Raw genomic sequence first — 13,096 nt, forward strand, 5'->3', positions numbered from 1 at the left:
TAGACGGGATGGCTTTCAAAAAAGTAACCAAGACCGATGTTGTCGCCGCAACTCTATCGCCGTGTCATCCCCGCCGGCGCGACGGTGGGCCGCTGGCGCGCGCCCGATCGGTGGGTGATGCGCCGGTTCGACTGGCCGGCAGAAGGGCGCCTACGCGGCAGCATCCTGTTTCAGGCGGGGCGCGGCGATGTGTTCGAGAAATACCTCGAGACGCTGGCTCATTGGCATGCGGAGGGCTGGTCTGTCACCGCATTCGACTGGCGAGGGCAGGGTGGTTCCGGGCGGTGTTCGCTCGATGCCCATGTTGGGCATGTCGATCGCTTTTCACTCTACATCGACGATTTCGAGCAGTTCTGGCGGGCGTGGCATGTCGGCGCGGCAGAACCGCGCGTCGCGGTAGGTCATTCTATGGGCGGACATCTGGTCCTGCGCGCGATGGCGGAGCGCGCGATTGCCCCTGATGCGGCGGTGCTGGTGGCGCCGATGCTGGGGCTCAACAGCCCGATCGGCACCGGCCTTGGCGAATGGGGTGCGCGCCTGTTCGGCCGTATCGGCGATCCGGCGCGCCGGGCTTGGCGCGGCAACGAGATTCCAGCAACTACCGAGACCCGCCAGGCTTTGCTGACCCACGACAACGACCGGTACCAGGACGAGATCTACTGGCAGAAGTCGCAACCCGACCTCCTGCTCGGGCCACCGAGCTGGCGCTGGCTCGCCGAGGCGTTTGCCTCGACCCGGGCGATGCGCCGCGATCCACGCCTGGGCGAAATGCGGGTGCCCACGCTGATGCTGGTCGCCGATCGCGACAAGCTCGTGTCCGCCCGCGCGGCGGTTCGAGTGGCGGCGAAGCTGCCTGACGTGCGGCTGGTGCGCTTCGGAAAGGAGTGCGCGCACGAAATCCTGCGGGAGGTTGATCCGGTACGCAACCGTGCGCTGGGCGAGATCGATTCGTTTCTCGGCGCGCGGCTACGAGGTGGCGAATGACCGGCTATGACGTGGCGATCGTCGGGGCCGGAATGGCCGGTGCCAGTCTCGCGGCGGCGATCGGTACGCGTGCGCGCGTGCTGCTGATCGAGGCGGAGGATGCGCCGGGTTATCATGCGACGGGTCGCTCCGCGGCGTTCTGGTCCGAGACGTATGGCGGGCCGGGCGTACAACCGCTCACCACCGCCTCCGGTCCGTTCCTGCAAGCCGGCGGGTTCCTCGATCCACTTGGGGCGCTGCACATCGGGCGAACGAAAGATGCGGCGGCGGGCGATGCGTTTCTGGCGGACTTCGCGGGTAGCGGGATAGCGCTGGATCGCGTCGATCCGGCCCGCCGGATCCCTGGGCTGCGGCCCGAATGGACGCTTGGCATCGCCGAGCCGAGCAGCACCTATATCGATGTGGCGGCGCTTCACGCGCAGTATCTCGCCCTCGCGCGGCGGGCAGGCGCAGCGCTGGTGACGAGCGCACCGCTGCACATGGCGTCGCGCCAGGGCGGGGCATGGGTGTTGCAGGCAGGCGGCGCGACGTGCCGGGCCGACATCCTCGTCAACGCCGCCGGGGCGTGGGCCGATGCGATCGCGTGTCTCGCCGGAGCGGCTCCAATCGGCGTGCAGCCGTATCGCCGCACCATGATCCAGTTGCTGACCGATCCGCCTGCGCCCGCCGATCTGCCGCTGGTCGTCGATATTGCCGGCGGCTTCTACTTCAAGCCCACGGCGGACGGACGCGTGTGGCTCAGCCCACATGACGAGACCGCGTGCGCGCCGTGCGATGCGCAGCCGGAGGATCTGGATGTCGCGCTGGCGATCGACCGGCTGGAACAGGTGGTGGACTGGCGCGTGACGAAGGTGGAGCGGCGCTGGGCGGGTTTGCGGAGCTTCGCACCGGACCGCCTGCCGGTATACGGCTTCGACGCGCGCGTGCCCGGGTTCTTCTGGTGCGCGGGGCAGGGCGGCTTCGGCATCCAGACCGCGCCCGCGGCGGCCGCGTTGGCGGCGGGACTGCTGCTCGGGTGCGCGCCCGACCCGTCTGTCGCGGCAATCGATCCCGCGCGCTACGCACCCGACCGTCTGGTCGCGTTGGCCTGAGGAAGTTCGAGCGGCTAGTATTCCGGCGCTATTAACGGCGGTGAGCATGACCCATACGTTTGTGATCGAGCGGACACGGCCTGCGAGTCCGTCGCTAAGTTCGCATACAAAGGCGGAGTGATCTTCAGGGCCGGTGGTTTCGAGGAGACGTAGCGCCGACCCCGCGACTCAGAGGATCGCGCGAACCTTCTCCGGCGGACGCGCGAGCACTACGCCGTTTTCGGTTTCCACCAACGGGCGCTGGATCAGGATCGGCTCGGCCACCATAGCGTCCAGCACGGTGTCGTCGCTCATGGTGGTGACGTCCAGCCCGCGATCAGTCGCTTCGTTCGCGCGAACGCCTTCGGCCGGCGTCATTCCAGCGCGGGCATATAGTGCGGCGAGCTTATCACGGCTTGGCGGGGTCTTGAGGTATTCGATCACCTCGACCTCGACACCAGGTGTTCCTTCCAAGATCGCCAGCGCGGTCCGTGAGGTGCCGCAGCGCGGGTTGTGCCAGATCGTCGCCTTCATGCTTCCGCCTCCTTGACGAAATCCACGTCGCGCCGCTCCGGCCCGATCGCGGTCCACACGATGATAACGACCAGGGTAATGCCCGCCACCATCGCCAGCGCCAGACCGTAATCGCCGCCGTGCCGCTCGGCGATGTCGGCCTGGATGACGGCGTTACGCGCCGCGATCAGGTTGCCCAGTTGATAGGCGAACCCCGGAAACATCCCTCGCACAGCCGCCGGCGACAGTTCGTTGAGGTGGACCGGCACGATCCCCCACGCGCCCTGCACCGCGACCTGCATCAGGAACGCGCCCACCGCCAGCATCACCGGCGTTACCGAAAACGCCCACAGCGGGATGACCGGCACCGCGCACAGGCAACCGATGATGATCGCGCGCTTGCGGCCGATCCGTTCCGACCAGATGCCAAACCCGATCCCGCCGAAGATCGCGCCCGCGTTCATCACCATCGCGATCAGCCCGGCAGTCTGCGTCGACAGGTGGTGCTGCGCCTTGAGGAAGGTCGGGTAGATATCCTGCGTACCGTGGCTGAAGAAGTTGAACGCGGTCATCAGCACGACGAGGTACAGCGCGATCTTCCAGTTGGCGGCGAGCGCGGCGAACGGGTTGACGCGTGGCTTCTTCGCGAGCGCCTCGTACGCCGGGCTTTCCTCGACATGCATGCGGATCAGGAACACCAGGATGGCGGGCACCACGCCGATCAGGAACATGCCGCGCCAGCCGATATGATCGAACAGCAGGAAGAACACCAAGCTGGCGAGGAAATAGCCCGACGGATAGCCCGATTGCAGCAGGCCTGACACCGGCCCGCGCAATTTGGCGGGGATGCTCTCCATTACAAGGCTGGCGCCGATCCCCCATTCGCCGCCCATCGCGAAGCCGAACAGCGCGCGGATCACGAACAATGAGGTTAGCGACCAGGCGAACGCGGACAGCACCGAGAAGGCGGAAAAGGCGAGGATGACGATCATCATCACCGGCCGCCGCCCGAAGCGATCGGCGGCGAGACCGAACACCAGCGCGCCGAACGGCCGCGCGGCGAGCGTGAAGAACGTCGCCTCTGCGGTAGTCTTCACATCCGTGCCAAACTCCTTGGCGACGGCAGAGAACATGAACACCATCAGGAAGAAATCGAACGCATCGAGCGTCCAGCCGAGATAGCTCGCCCAGATCGAGCTTTTCTGCGCCGGGGTGAGCGCTTTCAGGTCGGCGATGACGGCCATGTCTGGTCCTTGAGGTGGGCGGACACCTTAGGGAGCGGGGCGGGGTTTGGGCAAGGGTGCCCTGCTATAGCGGATGGCCTGCTCGCGGTCATGTTGGCCGGGATTGCCCATCACCCTCACCTTCCCCGGCCTGCGCCGGGGAAGGGCTATGCGTAAGGGGCCGTCAGCCCAGATTCTCCGGCCGCGCCAGCCAGTCTTCCAGCCACTTGATGGTATAGTCGCCCGCCTGAAACTCGGGATCGTCGAGCAGCGCCTGATGCAGCGGGATCGTCGTCTTCACGCCGTCGATCACGAACTCCTCAAGCGCACGGCGCAGCCGCAGCAGGCAGCCCTCGCGGGTGCGGCCGTAGACGATCAGCTTGGCGATCATCGAGTCATAATAGGGAGGGATGCGATAACCCGCGTACAGCCCGCTATCGACGCGGACGTGCATGCCGCCCGGCGCGTGGTAATATTCGATCTTGCCGGGGGACGGTGCGAAGGTGCGCGGATCCTCGGCATTGATACGACATTCGATCGCGTGGCCGCGGAACTCCAGTTCCTCCTGCCGGACCGAGAGGGGATGCCCCTCGGCGATGCGGATCTGTTCGCGCACCAGATCCATGCCGGTGATCGCTTCCGTCACCGGATGCTCGACCTGAAGGCGGGTGTTCATCTCGATGAAATAGAACTCGCCGTCTTCCCACAGGAACTCGATCGTGCCGGCGCCGCGATAGGCCATGTCGGCCATCGCCTTGGCGACGATACCACCCATCCGCGCGCGATCCTCAAGCCCGAGCACGGGCGAGGGGGCTTCCTCCAGCACCTTCTGGTGGCGACGCTGGAGCGAGCAATCGCGTTCGCCGAGGTGGATGGCGTTGCCGTTGCCGTCGCCGAACACCTGGAACTCGATATGGCGCGGGTTGCCGAGATATTTTTCGAGATAGACGGTGGCATCGCCGAACGCGGCCTTAGCCTCGCGACCAGCCTGCTGCATCAGCGTTTCGAGCTCGTCCTCGGATGTGCATACCTTCATGCCACGCCCGCCGCCGCCCGATGCGGCCTTGATGATCACCGGGTAACCGATGCTCGCCGCGATCGCGCGGGCTTCCTCGACATCGCTGATCGCGCCGTCCGAACCCGGCACCAGCGGCAGGCCGAGCGCGCCGGCGGTGCGCTTGGCCTCGACCTTGTCGCCCATCGTGCGGATATGTTCGGGCTTGGGGCCGACGAAGATCAGCCCGTGCGCCTCGACGATCTCGGCGAACTTGGCGTTCTCCGACAGGAAGCCGTAGCCCGGGTGGATTGCGTCCGCGCCGGAAATCTCCGCTGCCGAGATGATGTTGGGGATGTTGAGATAGCTCTCGGCAGCCGAAGGCGGGCCGATGCAGATCGCCTGATCGGCGAGCCGCACGTGCATCGCATCGGCGTCTGCAGTGGAATGCACCGCCACCGTCTGGATGCCCATTTCATGACACGCGCGGTGAATGCGCAGCGCGATCTCGCCGCGATTGGCGATCAGCAGCTTCTTGATGTCGGGCATATTACGCTACGACCACCAGCGGCTGGTCGAACTCGACCGGCTGGCCGTTCTCGACCAACAGCGCCTTCACCGTGCCGGCCGACGGCGCGACGATAGGGTTCATCACCTTCATCGCCTCGACGATGAGCAAGGTGTCGCCCGCCGCAACCGTATCACCGACAGACACGAACGCCTTGGCGCCGGGTTCGGCCGAGAGATACACCGTCCCGACCATCGGCGATTTCACCGCATTGGCGCTGACCGCCGTCGGCGCGGCGACGATCTCCGGCGCGGCGAGCGCGGGCGCGGCCGCCGCCGGGGCAGTGGGCGCTGCATAGTGCATTGGCGCGGGTGCGACCTGCGCGGCCTTGCGGGCGATACGGATTTTGCGGTCGCCGTCCTCGACCTCGATCTCGGTCAGATCGGTCGCGTCAAGCATCTCGGCGAGCTGGCGGACCAGATCGACGTCGATCCGCATTGCGTCATTGGTGGTGTTGTCGGTCATGCGACCCCCGTTATCCCTGATCTTGATCTGGTTCAAACGGCGCGTCCTGTCAGAACCGCGCCGCCGCTTCAAGCGCCAGCATGTAGGAATACGCACCGAACCCCGCCACGGTGCCCTTCGCGGCCATGCCGACGTAGCTTTTGTGGCGGAACGCCTCGCGCGTGTGCGGATTAGAGAGATGCACCTCTAGCACCGGCGTCCTGATGCCCTTGATCGCATCGTGGATCGCGATGGAAGTGTGGGTGTGCGCGCCGGCGTTGAGCAGCACCGCCTTCGCGCCCACCGCCTGCGCCTCGTGCAGCCAGTCGACGAGATGGCCCTCATGATTGGACTGCCGCACGTCGACCGACAGGTCGAGTTCGCGCGCACGGTCTTCCAGCATGCCGGCGATGTCGTCGAGCGTCTCGTCGCCATAGATCTCCGGCTCGCGCGTGCCGAGCAGGTTGAGGTTCGGGCCGTTGAGGACGAAGATGGTGTCGGGCATCGTGGACTTTCGTTTGGCGGTGCGCGCGCCTATCTACGCCACGCAGGCGCGCCGGGCGAGATCAATTCGGGAATCGATATGCACACTGACGGAACCCTCTCGATCACCATCAACGGTGAGCATCGCCGGGTGCGCGCCGGGCTGACGCTCGCCGACCTCGCCGCCGACATGGGGCTGCTGCCGGAGAAGGTCGCGGTGGAGCGCAACCTGTCGGTGGTGCCGCGCTCGACGTTAAAGGATGTGCTGGTCGAGGATGGCGATTCGCTGGAGATCGTGCATTTCGTCGGAGGTGGCGATCACGCCGCACCGGTCGCAGCCGACACGTGGAGCGTGGCCGGGCGGACGTTCCGCTCGCGGCTGATCGTCGGTACCGGCAAGTACAAGGATTTCGCGCAGAACGCCGCCGCGCTGGACGCCTCGGGCGCGGAGATCGTCACCGTCGCGGTGCGGCGCGTCAACGTGTCGGACCCGAACGCGCCGATGCTGACCGAATTCATCGACCCCAAAAAGGTCACGTATTTGCCTAACACCGCCGGCTGCTTCGATGCCGACTCGGCGATCCGCACGCTGCGGCTAGCGCGCGAGGCGGGTGGCTGGGATCTCGTCAAGCTCGAGGTGCTGGGCGAGGCCAAGACGCTCTACCCCGACATGGTCGAGACGCTGCGTGCGACCGAGGTGCTCGCCAAGGAGGGCTTCTTGCCGATGGTCTATTGCGTGGATGATCCAATCGCGGCGAAGCGGCTGGAGAATGCTGGCGCGGTGGCGATCATGCCGCTGGGCGCGCCGATCGGCTCGGGGCTCGGCATCCAGAATCAGGTGACGATCCGGCTGATCGTCGAGGGCGCCGGCGTGCCGGTGCTGGTCGATGCCGGTGTGGGCACTGCATCCGACGCGGCGGCGGCAATGGAACTCGGCTGCGACGGCGTGCTGATGAACACCGCGATCGCTGAGGCGAAGGACCCGATCATGATGGCCGCCGCGATGAAGGCGGGCGTGGAGGCCGGGCGGCTGGCCTATCTTGCCGGGCGGATGGGCAAGCGTCGCTATGCCGATCCGTCGAGTCCGCTCTCAGGCCTGATCTGACGTCTCGCCATAGCTGATCTGGATCATTGAGGTGGAACAACGATGGGGTCCGACCGTTGTTTAAGCAGGTAGCGTCACGCACCTGCGCGACGCGGCAACCGACAGGAGATTCCATCATGGGTGAACTCGTCGACAAGATCAAAGGCAACGTCAACGAAGCGCTTGGCAAGGCCAAGCAGCAGAGCGACGATCCGGTAACGCAGGCCGACGGCGCTGATCAGGAAGCGACCGGCAAGGGCCAGCAGCTCAAAGGCAAGGTCAAGGGCATGCTTGGCGACGACATCTGAGTCATCGCCTGTGTCGAAGATACAGCCGCTCCGGGAAACCGGGGCGGCTTTTTCGTGTGAGGCTTATGCTGCTCCGTCCCGCAGCATCGCACCGGCGGTGATGGCGCGCATCTCCGTCTTCAGGTGGATCAGCTTGACTCCCGGCTCGGCCAGCGCCCGCTGCAAAGCCGGCGCGAACGCTTCGGTCGCCTCTACCGTTTCCGCCCAGCAGCCATACGCCCGTGCAAGCGCGGCGAAATCGGGATTTCCGAGCCGGGTGCCGCTGACTCGACCGGGATAGTCGCGCTCCTGATGCATGCGGATCGTGCCGTAGCCACCGTTGTCGATCACTAGCACCAGCATGTTCGCACCGTGTGTCACCGCCGTCGCGAGTTCTTGGCCGTTCATCAGGAAACAGCCGTCGCCGGCGAGCGCGACGATCATGCGTTGCGGATGACGCAGCGCGGCCGCGGTGGCGGCGGGAACACCGTAGCCCATTGCGCCCGCGGTCGGCGCAAGCTGGCTGACCGGGCCGGCATAGCGCCAGTAGCGGTGCCACCAGCCGCTGTAGTTTCCAGCACCGTTGCAGATGATCGTGTCTGCCGGCAGCATGTCGCGCATCGCCGCCACGCAGGGGCCGAGATCGAGCGCCAAGCCATCGCGCGGGGCGGGTGTGGACCAATCGAGATAATCGTCGTGCGCCTGCGCACCCGCCGCCAGCGCTGTCATGTCGATCGACAGCAACGCGTCCCCGAACGAGGCCATGTCTGCGCAAATCGCGAGATCGGTGCGATAGGTGCTGCCGAGCTCGACTGGATCGGGATGGACGTGAACCAGCGTTTGTCCGGGATGATCCGACGTGACGAGCGCGTAGCCATCGGTCGTCGCTTCGCCCAATCGCGGGCCGACCACCAGCAGCAGATCGGCGGCGCGTACGCGCTCGACCAGCTTCGGATTGGGGCCATATCCCAGGTTGCCTGCCCACACCGTGCAGTCGTTCGGCACCGCATCCTGCCGCCGGAACGCGCAGGCGATCGGCACGCCGCTGCGCTCGGCCCATGCCGCGATGTCGCGCGCGGCGGTGCCGGTCCAGCCGGCGCCGCCGACGATCATCACCGGCCGTTCGGCCGTATCCAGCAATCCGGCCAGCGCGCGCAGTTCGATCGGGTCGACCGCCTGGATGATCCGTTCGACACATGGGCGGTCGATCGCTTCCACGACATCCTTGAGCATGTCCTCGGGCAGCGCGAGGACGACCGGACCGGGCCGCCCGCTGAGCGCTGTCGCATAGGCACGCGCGACATATTCGGGGATGCGACGCGCGTCGTCGATCCGCGCCGCCCACTTGGCGATCGGTGCGAACATCGCCTCGAAATTGATCTCCTGAAACGCCTCGCGATCACGCGTGGCGCGATCGACATCGCCGATGAACAGGATCATCGGCTGACTGTCCTGCATCGCGACATGGACGCCGATCGAGGCGTTGGTTGCGCCCGGTCCGCGTGTGACGAAGGCGATGCCAGGCCGCCCGGTCAACGCACCGTCCGCGCACGCCATGAAGGCGACGCCGCCTTCTTGCCGGCACACCACAACGTCAATCGCCGGCGTGTCATGCAGCGCGTCCAACACCGCCAGGAAACTCTCGCCCGGTACGGTGAAGATCCGGTCGCTGCCTTGCGCCAGCAGTTGATCGACCAGGATGCGGCCACCGGTGCGAGCGGGAGGGGGGGAGATCATCATCGCCAAGTGTCTAAACGCTGGGCAGCGGCTTGTCGAAGGGGGGTGATCTCAACTTGTGCCGCGCGCTACTTCCCTAGCAAAGACCAAGGTCCAAGTGGCGTTGTGTTGGGATGGGAGCTGAGCGCTCAGCACCGCGCGTTGCGAGAAGGGATCGCTGCCCGCCTAGCAAAGGAGCAGAGGGCTTGCAGATTAGTGCGGAAGCGCGTTCGCAACCCGCGTTGATGGAACGCGAACAATGTCGAGATAGTTTACATACCCATTACGGGCATGCTGATCGTTAACCTTATAAGCCGCTCGTTTTCGCTACTTTTGCTAATTTGGCACGCGGTCTGCAACGCCATCAGCAGCCGAGCGGTAACGCTTCAGCAGGACGGGCCGATGCTGCCCCCGATCTCGCGTCGGTCCGTCCGCACCCGGCTCACGCACCGGGTACGGCGGAACCATTATCCTCAGGCGGCCTTGACCAGCCCGGCATCGGTGAGAAGCTGCGACAGTTCGCCGCTCTCGTACATCTCCATCATGATGTCCGACCCGCCGACGAACTCACCCTTCACGTAAAGCTGCGGGATGGTCGGCCAGTCTGAGAACGCCTTGATGCCCTGACGCACGCCCTGATCCTGCAACACGTCGACGCTGTCGAACTCGACACCGACATGGTTGAGGATCGCGACCGCACGGCTGGAGAAGCCGCACTGCGGAAATAGCGGACTGCCCTTCATGAACAGCAGCACGTCGCTCTTGGTCACCATGGCGGCGAGGCGTGCCTGGGTATCGTCGTTGGTCTCGGGGGTCATAACGCTTCCTTCACTCTGGAACGGCGGTGGTAAGTTGCAGGGCATGGAGCACGCCCCCCATGCGATCACCCAGCGCGGCGTAGACCGCGCGCTGCTGTTTCACGCGGGGAACACCGCGAAAGCTTTCGCTGGTGACGCGGGCGGCCCAATGATCGTTATCGCCGGCGAGGTCGGTCATCTCGACCTTCGCGTCGGGAATCGCGGCGACGATCAGCGCCTCGATCTCATGTGCGGCCATCGGCATCTATTCGGACGCCAGCAGCTGGCGGCGTGCCTCGACGGTACGCTCGTCGATGGCGCGGCGGACCGTGGCCTCGTCGCACTCGACATTCGCGGCGGTCAGATCGCCGAGCAGCTTGCGCACCATGTCGTCGTCGCCACCCTCTTCAAGATCGGCGTGGACGATCGATGTGGCGTAGGTGTCGGCTTCTTCCTTGGTCAGCTTCATCAGATCGGCCGCCCAATAGCCGAGCAGACGGTTGCGGCGCGCGTGAATGCGAAACGCAGCTTCCTCATCACGGGCAAATTTGGCTTCGAATGCGCGCTCGCGTTCATCGAAAGTGGTCATCTGGCGCTTCCCCTAAAGCCTGAAACTGTCTCCTGCGAAATAGGGAAGCCGTACCGGGTGCGCAACCGCGCCCTGCGCCGCGGGTCAGGCGCTGGCGTGGAACCTCTCGCCCGCCATCCACGGGCGGCTCTCGGCAAGACCCGCCTCATAGCCCGAGATCGCCGTATCGCGCGCGAGCGTAAGGCCGATCTCGTCGAGGCCCTCCATCAGGCATTGGCGGCGGAACGGATCGAGCGCGAACGGGAAGCGGTCCTGAAACGGCGTGGTCACCGTCATGGTTTCGAGATCGATCGATACGGCGTCCGTCTTCGCGACTTCAATCAGCCGATCGATCGCGTCCTGCGGCAAGACGACCGTGACAATGCCGTTCTTGAACGCGTTGCCGGAAAAGATGTCGGAGAAGCTTGGCGCGATCACGGCGGAGATGCCCATGTCGGCGAGCGCCCACGCGGCATGTTCGCGGCTCGATCCGCAACCGAAATTGTCGCCGGCGATCAGTACGGGCGCACCGGCGTAACGCGGATCGTCGAAGATATTGCCGCTCTCCGCCCGCACTGTCTCAAACGCGCCCTTGCCCAGCCCCTCCCGCGTAACCGTCTTCAGCCAGTGCGCAGGGATGATGACGTCCGTGTCGATGTTCTTTGCGCCCCACGGATAGGCGCGGCCGGAGACGTGGGTGACAGGCTTCATCTAGGTGCTTCCCCGAGGACCATCACAGAATGTCGGCGTACTTTACACCGGCACTCGCGCGATCAATGTTCGCCGATGACCGCCGCAACGCGGATCGGACGCGCGGTGGCCGCATACGCGGCAATGCCGCTTACGACCGTGCCCATGATAAGGAGGATCAATGCGCGTTTCATGATATTACCCCTGTGTCGAACTCGCGGACGTCACTCAACCGGCCGTTGATCGCGGCCGCAGCCGCCATCGCAGGGGAGACCAGATGCGTCCGCGCACCCGGGCCCTGCCGCCCTACAAAATTGCGATTGGATGTGGAAGCGCAGCGTTCGCCCGGCGGCACTTTATCCGGGTTCATCGCCAGGCACATCGAGCAGCCGGGTTCGCGCCATTCGAATCCGGCTTCGACGAAGATGCGATCCAGCCCCTCCGCCTCGGCCTGACGCTTGACGAGACCGGAGCCGGGCACGACCAGCGCGCGCACGCCCGCAGCGACATGGTGGCCGTCAGCGATCGCGGCGGCGGCGCGCAGATCCTCGATGCGGCTGTTGGTGCAACTGCCGATGAACACGTGCTGCACCGGCACCTGCGCCATCGGCGTGCCGGGGGTGAGGCCCATGTAATCGAGCGATTTTCGCGCGGCGACCTGCTTCGACGGATCGGCGAAGCTCATCGGATCGGGCACGGTGCCGGTGATCGGCACGACGTCCTCGGGGCTGGTGCCCCAGGTGAGCGACGGCGCGATTTCGGTCGCATCGATCAGCACGGTGCGATCGTACACCGCGCCTGGATCGCTCGGCAGGGTGCGCCAATAGGCGACGGCGGCGTCCCATGCGGCACCCTTCGGCGCCATCGGCCGGTCTTTCAGATAGGCGAAGGTGGTCTCGTCTGGCGCGATCAGGCCAGCGCGCGCGCCGCCCTCGATCGACATGTTGGCGATGGTCAGCCGCCCCTCGACCGAGAGATCGCGGATCGTCGAGCCGGTATATTCGATCACGTAACCGGTGCCGCCCGCCGCGCCGATCTTGCCGATGACGTGGAGGATGACGTCCTTCGCGGTCACGCCGGCGCCAAGCGTGCCCTCGATGCGGATCTCCATGGTCTTGGAGGGCGAGAGCAGCAGGGTTTGCGTCGCCAGCACATGCTCGACCTCTGACGTGCCGATGCCAAACGCGAGCGCGCCGATCGCGCCATGCGCCGACGTGTGGCTGTCACCGCACACCAGGGTCGTGCCGGGCAGGGTGAAGCCTTGCTCCGGACCGATGACGTGGACGATGCCCTGTGCGGGCGCGGTCGCGTCGATATAGTCGATGCCGAATTCGGCGGTGTTGCGCGTCAGCATATCGAGCTGCTGCGCGCTTTCCGGGTCGGTGATCGGCAGGCGATGCCCCTGCGCGTCGACGCGCGGCGTGGTCGGCAGATTATGATCCGGCACCGCGAGCGTCAGATCGGGGCGGCGCACCGTGCGGCCGTTGGCACGCAGACCGGCAAAAGCCTGCGGGCTTGTCACCTCATGAACGAGGTGGCGGTCTATATAAAGAAGGCACGTCCCGTCATCGCGCTTCTCGACGATATGCGCGTTCCAGATCTTCTCGTAGAGTGTTTGCGAATTAGCCATGATGCGCGCGCTTTAGCCATTTAGTGCGCGGCTGCAACCTTTGGC

General features: G+C 65.6%; 15 protein-coding genes. 4 read left to right on the forward strand and 11 right to left on the reverse strand.

Translation table 11 applies throughout. The features are described 5' to 3' along the window. The first annotated feature begins 36 nt into the window (after window positions 1-36). Together L8F97_RS13815 and L8F97_RS13820 are read left to right on the forward strand one after the other, a co-directional pair. Window positions 37-984, forward strand: a complete 948-nt coding sequence (locus L8F97_RS13815; RefSeq protein ID WP_242151075.1) for an alpha/beta fold hydrolase — start codon at window positions 37-39, stop codon at window positions 982-984. Further along, window positions 981-2,075: an NAD(P)/FAD-dependent oxidoreductase gene (locus tag L8F97_RS13820; RefSeq protein WP_242151077.1), complete on the forward strand. Its 1,095-nt coding sequence runs from the start codon at window positions 981-983 to the stop codon at window positions 2,073-2,075. The genes L8F97_RS13815 and L8F97_RS13820 overlap by 4 nt, the downstream gene beginning before the upstream one ends. 168 nt (window positions 2,076-2,243) lie before the next feature. Here L8F97_RS13820 and arsC read toward each other — a convergent pair whose 3' ends face one another. From arsC to aroQ, 5 genes are all read right to left on the reverse strand, one after another. After that, a complete protein-coding gene (gene arsC, locus L8F97_RS13825) occupies window positions 2,244-2,588 on the reverse strand; it encodes an arsenate reductase (glutaredoxin) (RefSeq protein ID WP_242151080.1) in 345 nt (114 codons plus the stop codon). Further along, complete coding sequence (locus L8F97_RS13830; protein WP_242151083.1) at window positions 2,585-3,811, reverse strand: MFS transporter; 1,227 nt, start codon at window positions 3,809-3,811, stop codon at window positions 2,585-2,587. Before L8F97_RS13830 ends, arsC begins: the two co-directional genes overlap by 4 nt. A gap of 163 nt (window positions 3,812-3,974) precedes the next feature. Beyond that, complete coding sequence (gene accC / locus L8F97_RS13835; RefSeq protein WP_242151086.1) at window positions 3,975-5,333, reverse strand: acetyl-CoA carboxylase biotin carboxylase subunit; 1,359 nt, start codon at window positions 5,331-5,333, stop codon at window positions 3,975-3,977. 1 nt (window position 5,334) lies between these two features. Continuing rightward, window positions 5,335-5,817, reverse strand: a complete 483-nt coding sequence (gene accB, locus L8F97_RS13840; RefSeq protein WP_242151090.1) for an acetyl-CoA carboxylase biotin carboxyl carrier protein — start codon at window positions 5,815-5,817, stop codon at window positions 5,335-5,337. 49 nt (window positions 5,818-5,866) lie between these two features. Further along, window positions 5,867-6,301 (reverse strand): type II 3-dehydroquinate dehydratase, encoded by a 435-nt coding sequence (gene aroQ, locus L8F97_RS13845; protein ID WP_242151092.1) that lies wholly within the window; start codon window positions 6,299-6,301, stop codon window positions 5,867-5,869. 78 nt (window positions 6,302-6,379) lie between these two features. Between aroQ and thiS the strand changes: the two genes are divergently transcribed. Continuing rightward, window positions 6,380-7,384, forward strand: a complete 1,005-nt coding sequence (gene thiS / locus L8F97_RS13855) for a sulfur carrier protein ThiS (protein ID WP_277924955.1) — start codon at window positions 6,380-6,382, stop codon at window positions 7,382-7,384. A gap of 116 nt (window positions 7,385-7,500) precedes the next feature. Continuing rightward, the gene (locus L8F97_RS13860) at window positions 7,501-7,671 is read left to right on the forward strand and encodes a CsbD family protein (protein ID WP_242151094.1); all 171 of its coding nucleotides are present in this window, start codon (window positions 7,501-7,503) and stop codon (window positions 7,669-7,671) included. A gap of 63 nt (window positions 7,672-7,734) precedes the next feature. Here L8F97_RS13860 and L8F97_RS13865 read toward each other — a convergent pair whose 3' ends face one another. The 6 genes from L8F97_RS13865 to leuC all read right to left on the reverse strand — a co-directional run bounded on the left by L8F97_RS13865 (window position 7,735) and on the right by leuC (window position 13,051). Then, the gene (locus tag L8F97_RS13865; RefSeq protein WP_409929045.1) at window positions 7,735-9,390 is read right to left on the reverse strand and encodes a thiamine pyrophosphate-binding protein; all 1,656 of its coding nucleotides are present in this window, start codon (window positions 9,388-9,390) and stop codon (window positions 7,735-7,737) included. Window positions 9,391-9,839: 449 nt separating this feature from the next. Beyond that, window positions 9,840-10,184, reverse strand: a complete 345-nt coding sequence (grxD, locus tag L8F97_RS13870) for a Grx4 family monothiol glutaredoxin (RefSeq protein WP_242151098.1) — start codon at window positions 10,182-10,184, stop codon at window positions 9,840-9,842. Window positions 10,185-10,194: 10 nt separating this feature from the next. Next, the gene (locus tag L8F97_RS13875; protein WP_242151101.1) at window positions 10,195-10,428 is read right to left on the reverse strand and encodes a BolA/IbaG family iron-sulfur metabolism protein; all 234 of its coding nucleotides are present in this window, start codon (window positions 10,426-10,428) and stop codon (window positions 10,195-10,197) included. Continuing rightward, complete coding sequence (locus tag L8F97_RS13880) at window positions 10,429-10,752, reverse strand: DUF1476 domain-containing protein (RefSeq protein ID WP_242151104.1); 324 nt, start codon at window positions 10,750-10,752, stop codon at window positions 10,429-10,431. An 84-nt stretch (window positions 10,753-10,836) separates the two neighbouring features. Continuing rightward, window positions 10,837-11,442, reverse strand: coding sequence for a 3-isopropylmalate dehydratase small subunit (gene leuD / locus L8F97_RS13885; RefSeq protein ID WP_242151107.1), 606 nt, complete (start codon window positions 11,440-11,442; stop codon window positions 10,837-10,839). A 169-nt stretch (window positions 11,443-11,611) separates the two neighbouring features. Next, window positions 11,612-13,051 (reverse strand): 3-isopropylmalate dehydratase large subunit, encoded by a 1,440-nt coding sequence (gene leuC / locus L8F97_RS13890; RefSeq protein ID WP_242151110.1) that lies wholly within the window; start codon window positions 13,049-13,051, stop codon window positions 11,612-11,614. Window positions 13,052-13,096 lie beyond the last annotated feature (45 nt).

The sequence above is a fragment of the Sphingomonas sp. BAUL-RG-20F-R05-02 genome (genome assembly GCF_022662305.1).
Classification (GTDB): domain Bacteria; phylum Pseudomonadota; class Alphaproteobacteria; order Sphingomonadales; family Sphingomonadaceae; genus Sphingomonas.

What these genes read in the sequence shown, in the direction of transcription:
- L8F97_RS13860 (WP_242151094.1), top strand. Translation starts at nt 7,501, where the DNA reads ATGGGTGAACTCGTCGACAAGATCAAAGGCAACGTCAACGAAGCGCTT.
- L8F97_RS13830 (WP_242151083.1), bottom strand. Translation starts at nt 3,811, where the DNA reads ATGGCCGTCATCGCCGACCTGAAAGCGCTCACCCCGGCGCAGAAAAGC.
- thiS (WP_277924955.1), top strand. Translation starts at nt 6,380, where the DNA reads ATGCACACTGACGGAACCCTCTCGATCACCATCAACGGTGAGCATCGC.
- aroQ (WP_242151092.1), bottom strand. Translation starts at nt 6,301, where the DNA reads ATGCCCGACACCATCTTCGTCCTCAACGGCCCGAACCTCAACCTGCTC.
- accB (WP_242151090.1), bottom strand. Translation starts at nt 5,817, where the DNA reads ATGACCGACAACACCACCAATGACGCAATGCGGATCGACGTCGATCTG.
- accC (WP_242151086.1), bottom strand. Translation starts at nt 5,333, where the DNA reads ATGCCCGACATCAAGAAGCTGCTGATCGCCAATCGCGGCGAGATCGCG.
- L8F97_RS13815 (WP_242151075.1), top strand. Translation starts at nt 37, where the DNA reads ATGTTGTCGCCGCAACTCTATCGCCGTGTCATCCCCGCCGGCGCGACG.
- leuC (WP_242151110.1), bottom strand. Translation starts at nt 13,051, where the DNA reads ATGGCTAATTCGCAAACACTCTACGAGAAGATCTGGAACGCGCATATC.
- grxD (WP_242151098.1), bottom strand. Translation starts at nt 10,184, where the DNA reads ATGACCCCCGAGACCAACGACGATACCCAGGCACGCCTCGCCGCCATG.
- L8F97_RS13820 (WP_242151077.1), top strand. Translation starts at nt 981, where the DNA reads ATGACCGGCTATGACGTGGCGATCGTCGGGGCCGGAATGGCCGGTGCC.
- leuD (WP_242151107.1), bottom strand. Translation starts at nt 11,442, where the DNA reads ATGAAGCCTGTCACCCACGTCTCCGGCCGCGCCTATCCGTGGGGCGCA.
- L8F97_RS13875 (WP_242151101.1), bottom strand. Translation starts at nt 10,428, where the DNA reads ATGCCGATGGCCGCACATGAGATCGAGGCGCTGATCGTCGCCGCGATT.
- L8F97_RS13865 (WP_409929045.1), bottom strand. Translation starts at nt 9,390, where the DNA reads ATGATGATCTCCCCCCCTCCCGCTCGCACCGGTGGCCGCATCCTGGTC.
- arsC (WP_242151080.1), bottom strand. Translation starts at nt 2,588, where the DNA reads ATGAAGGCGACGATCTGGCACAACCCGCGCTGCGGCACCTCACGGACC.
- L8F97_RS13880 (WP_242151104.1), bottom strand. Translation starts at nt 10,752, where the DNA reads ATGACCACTTTCGATGAACGCGAGCGCGCATTCGAAGCCAAATTTGCC.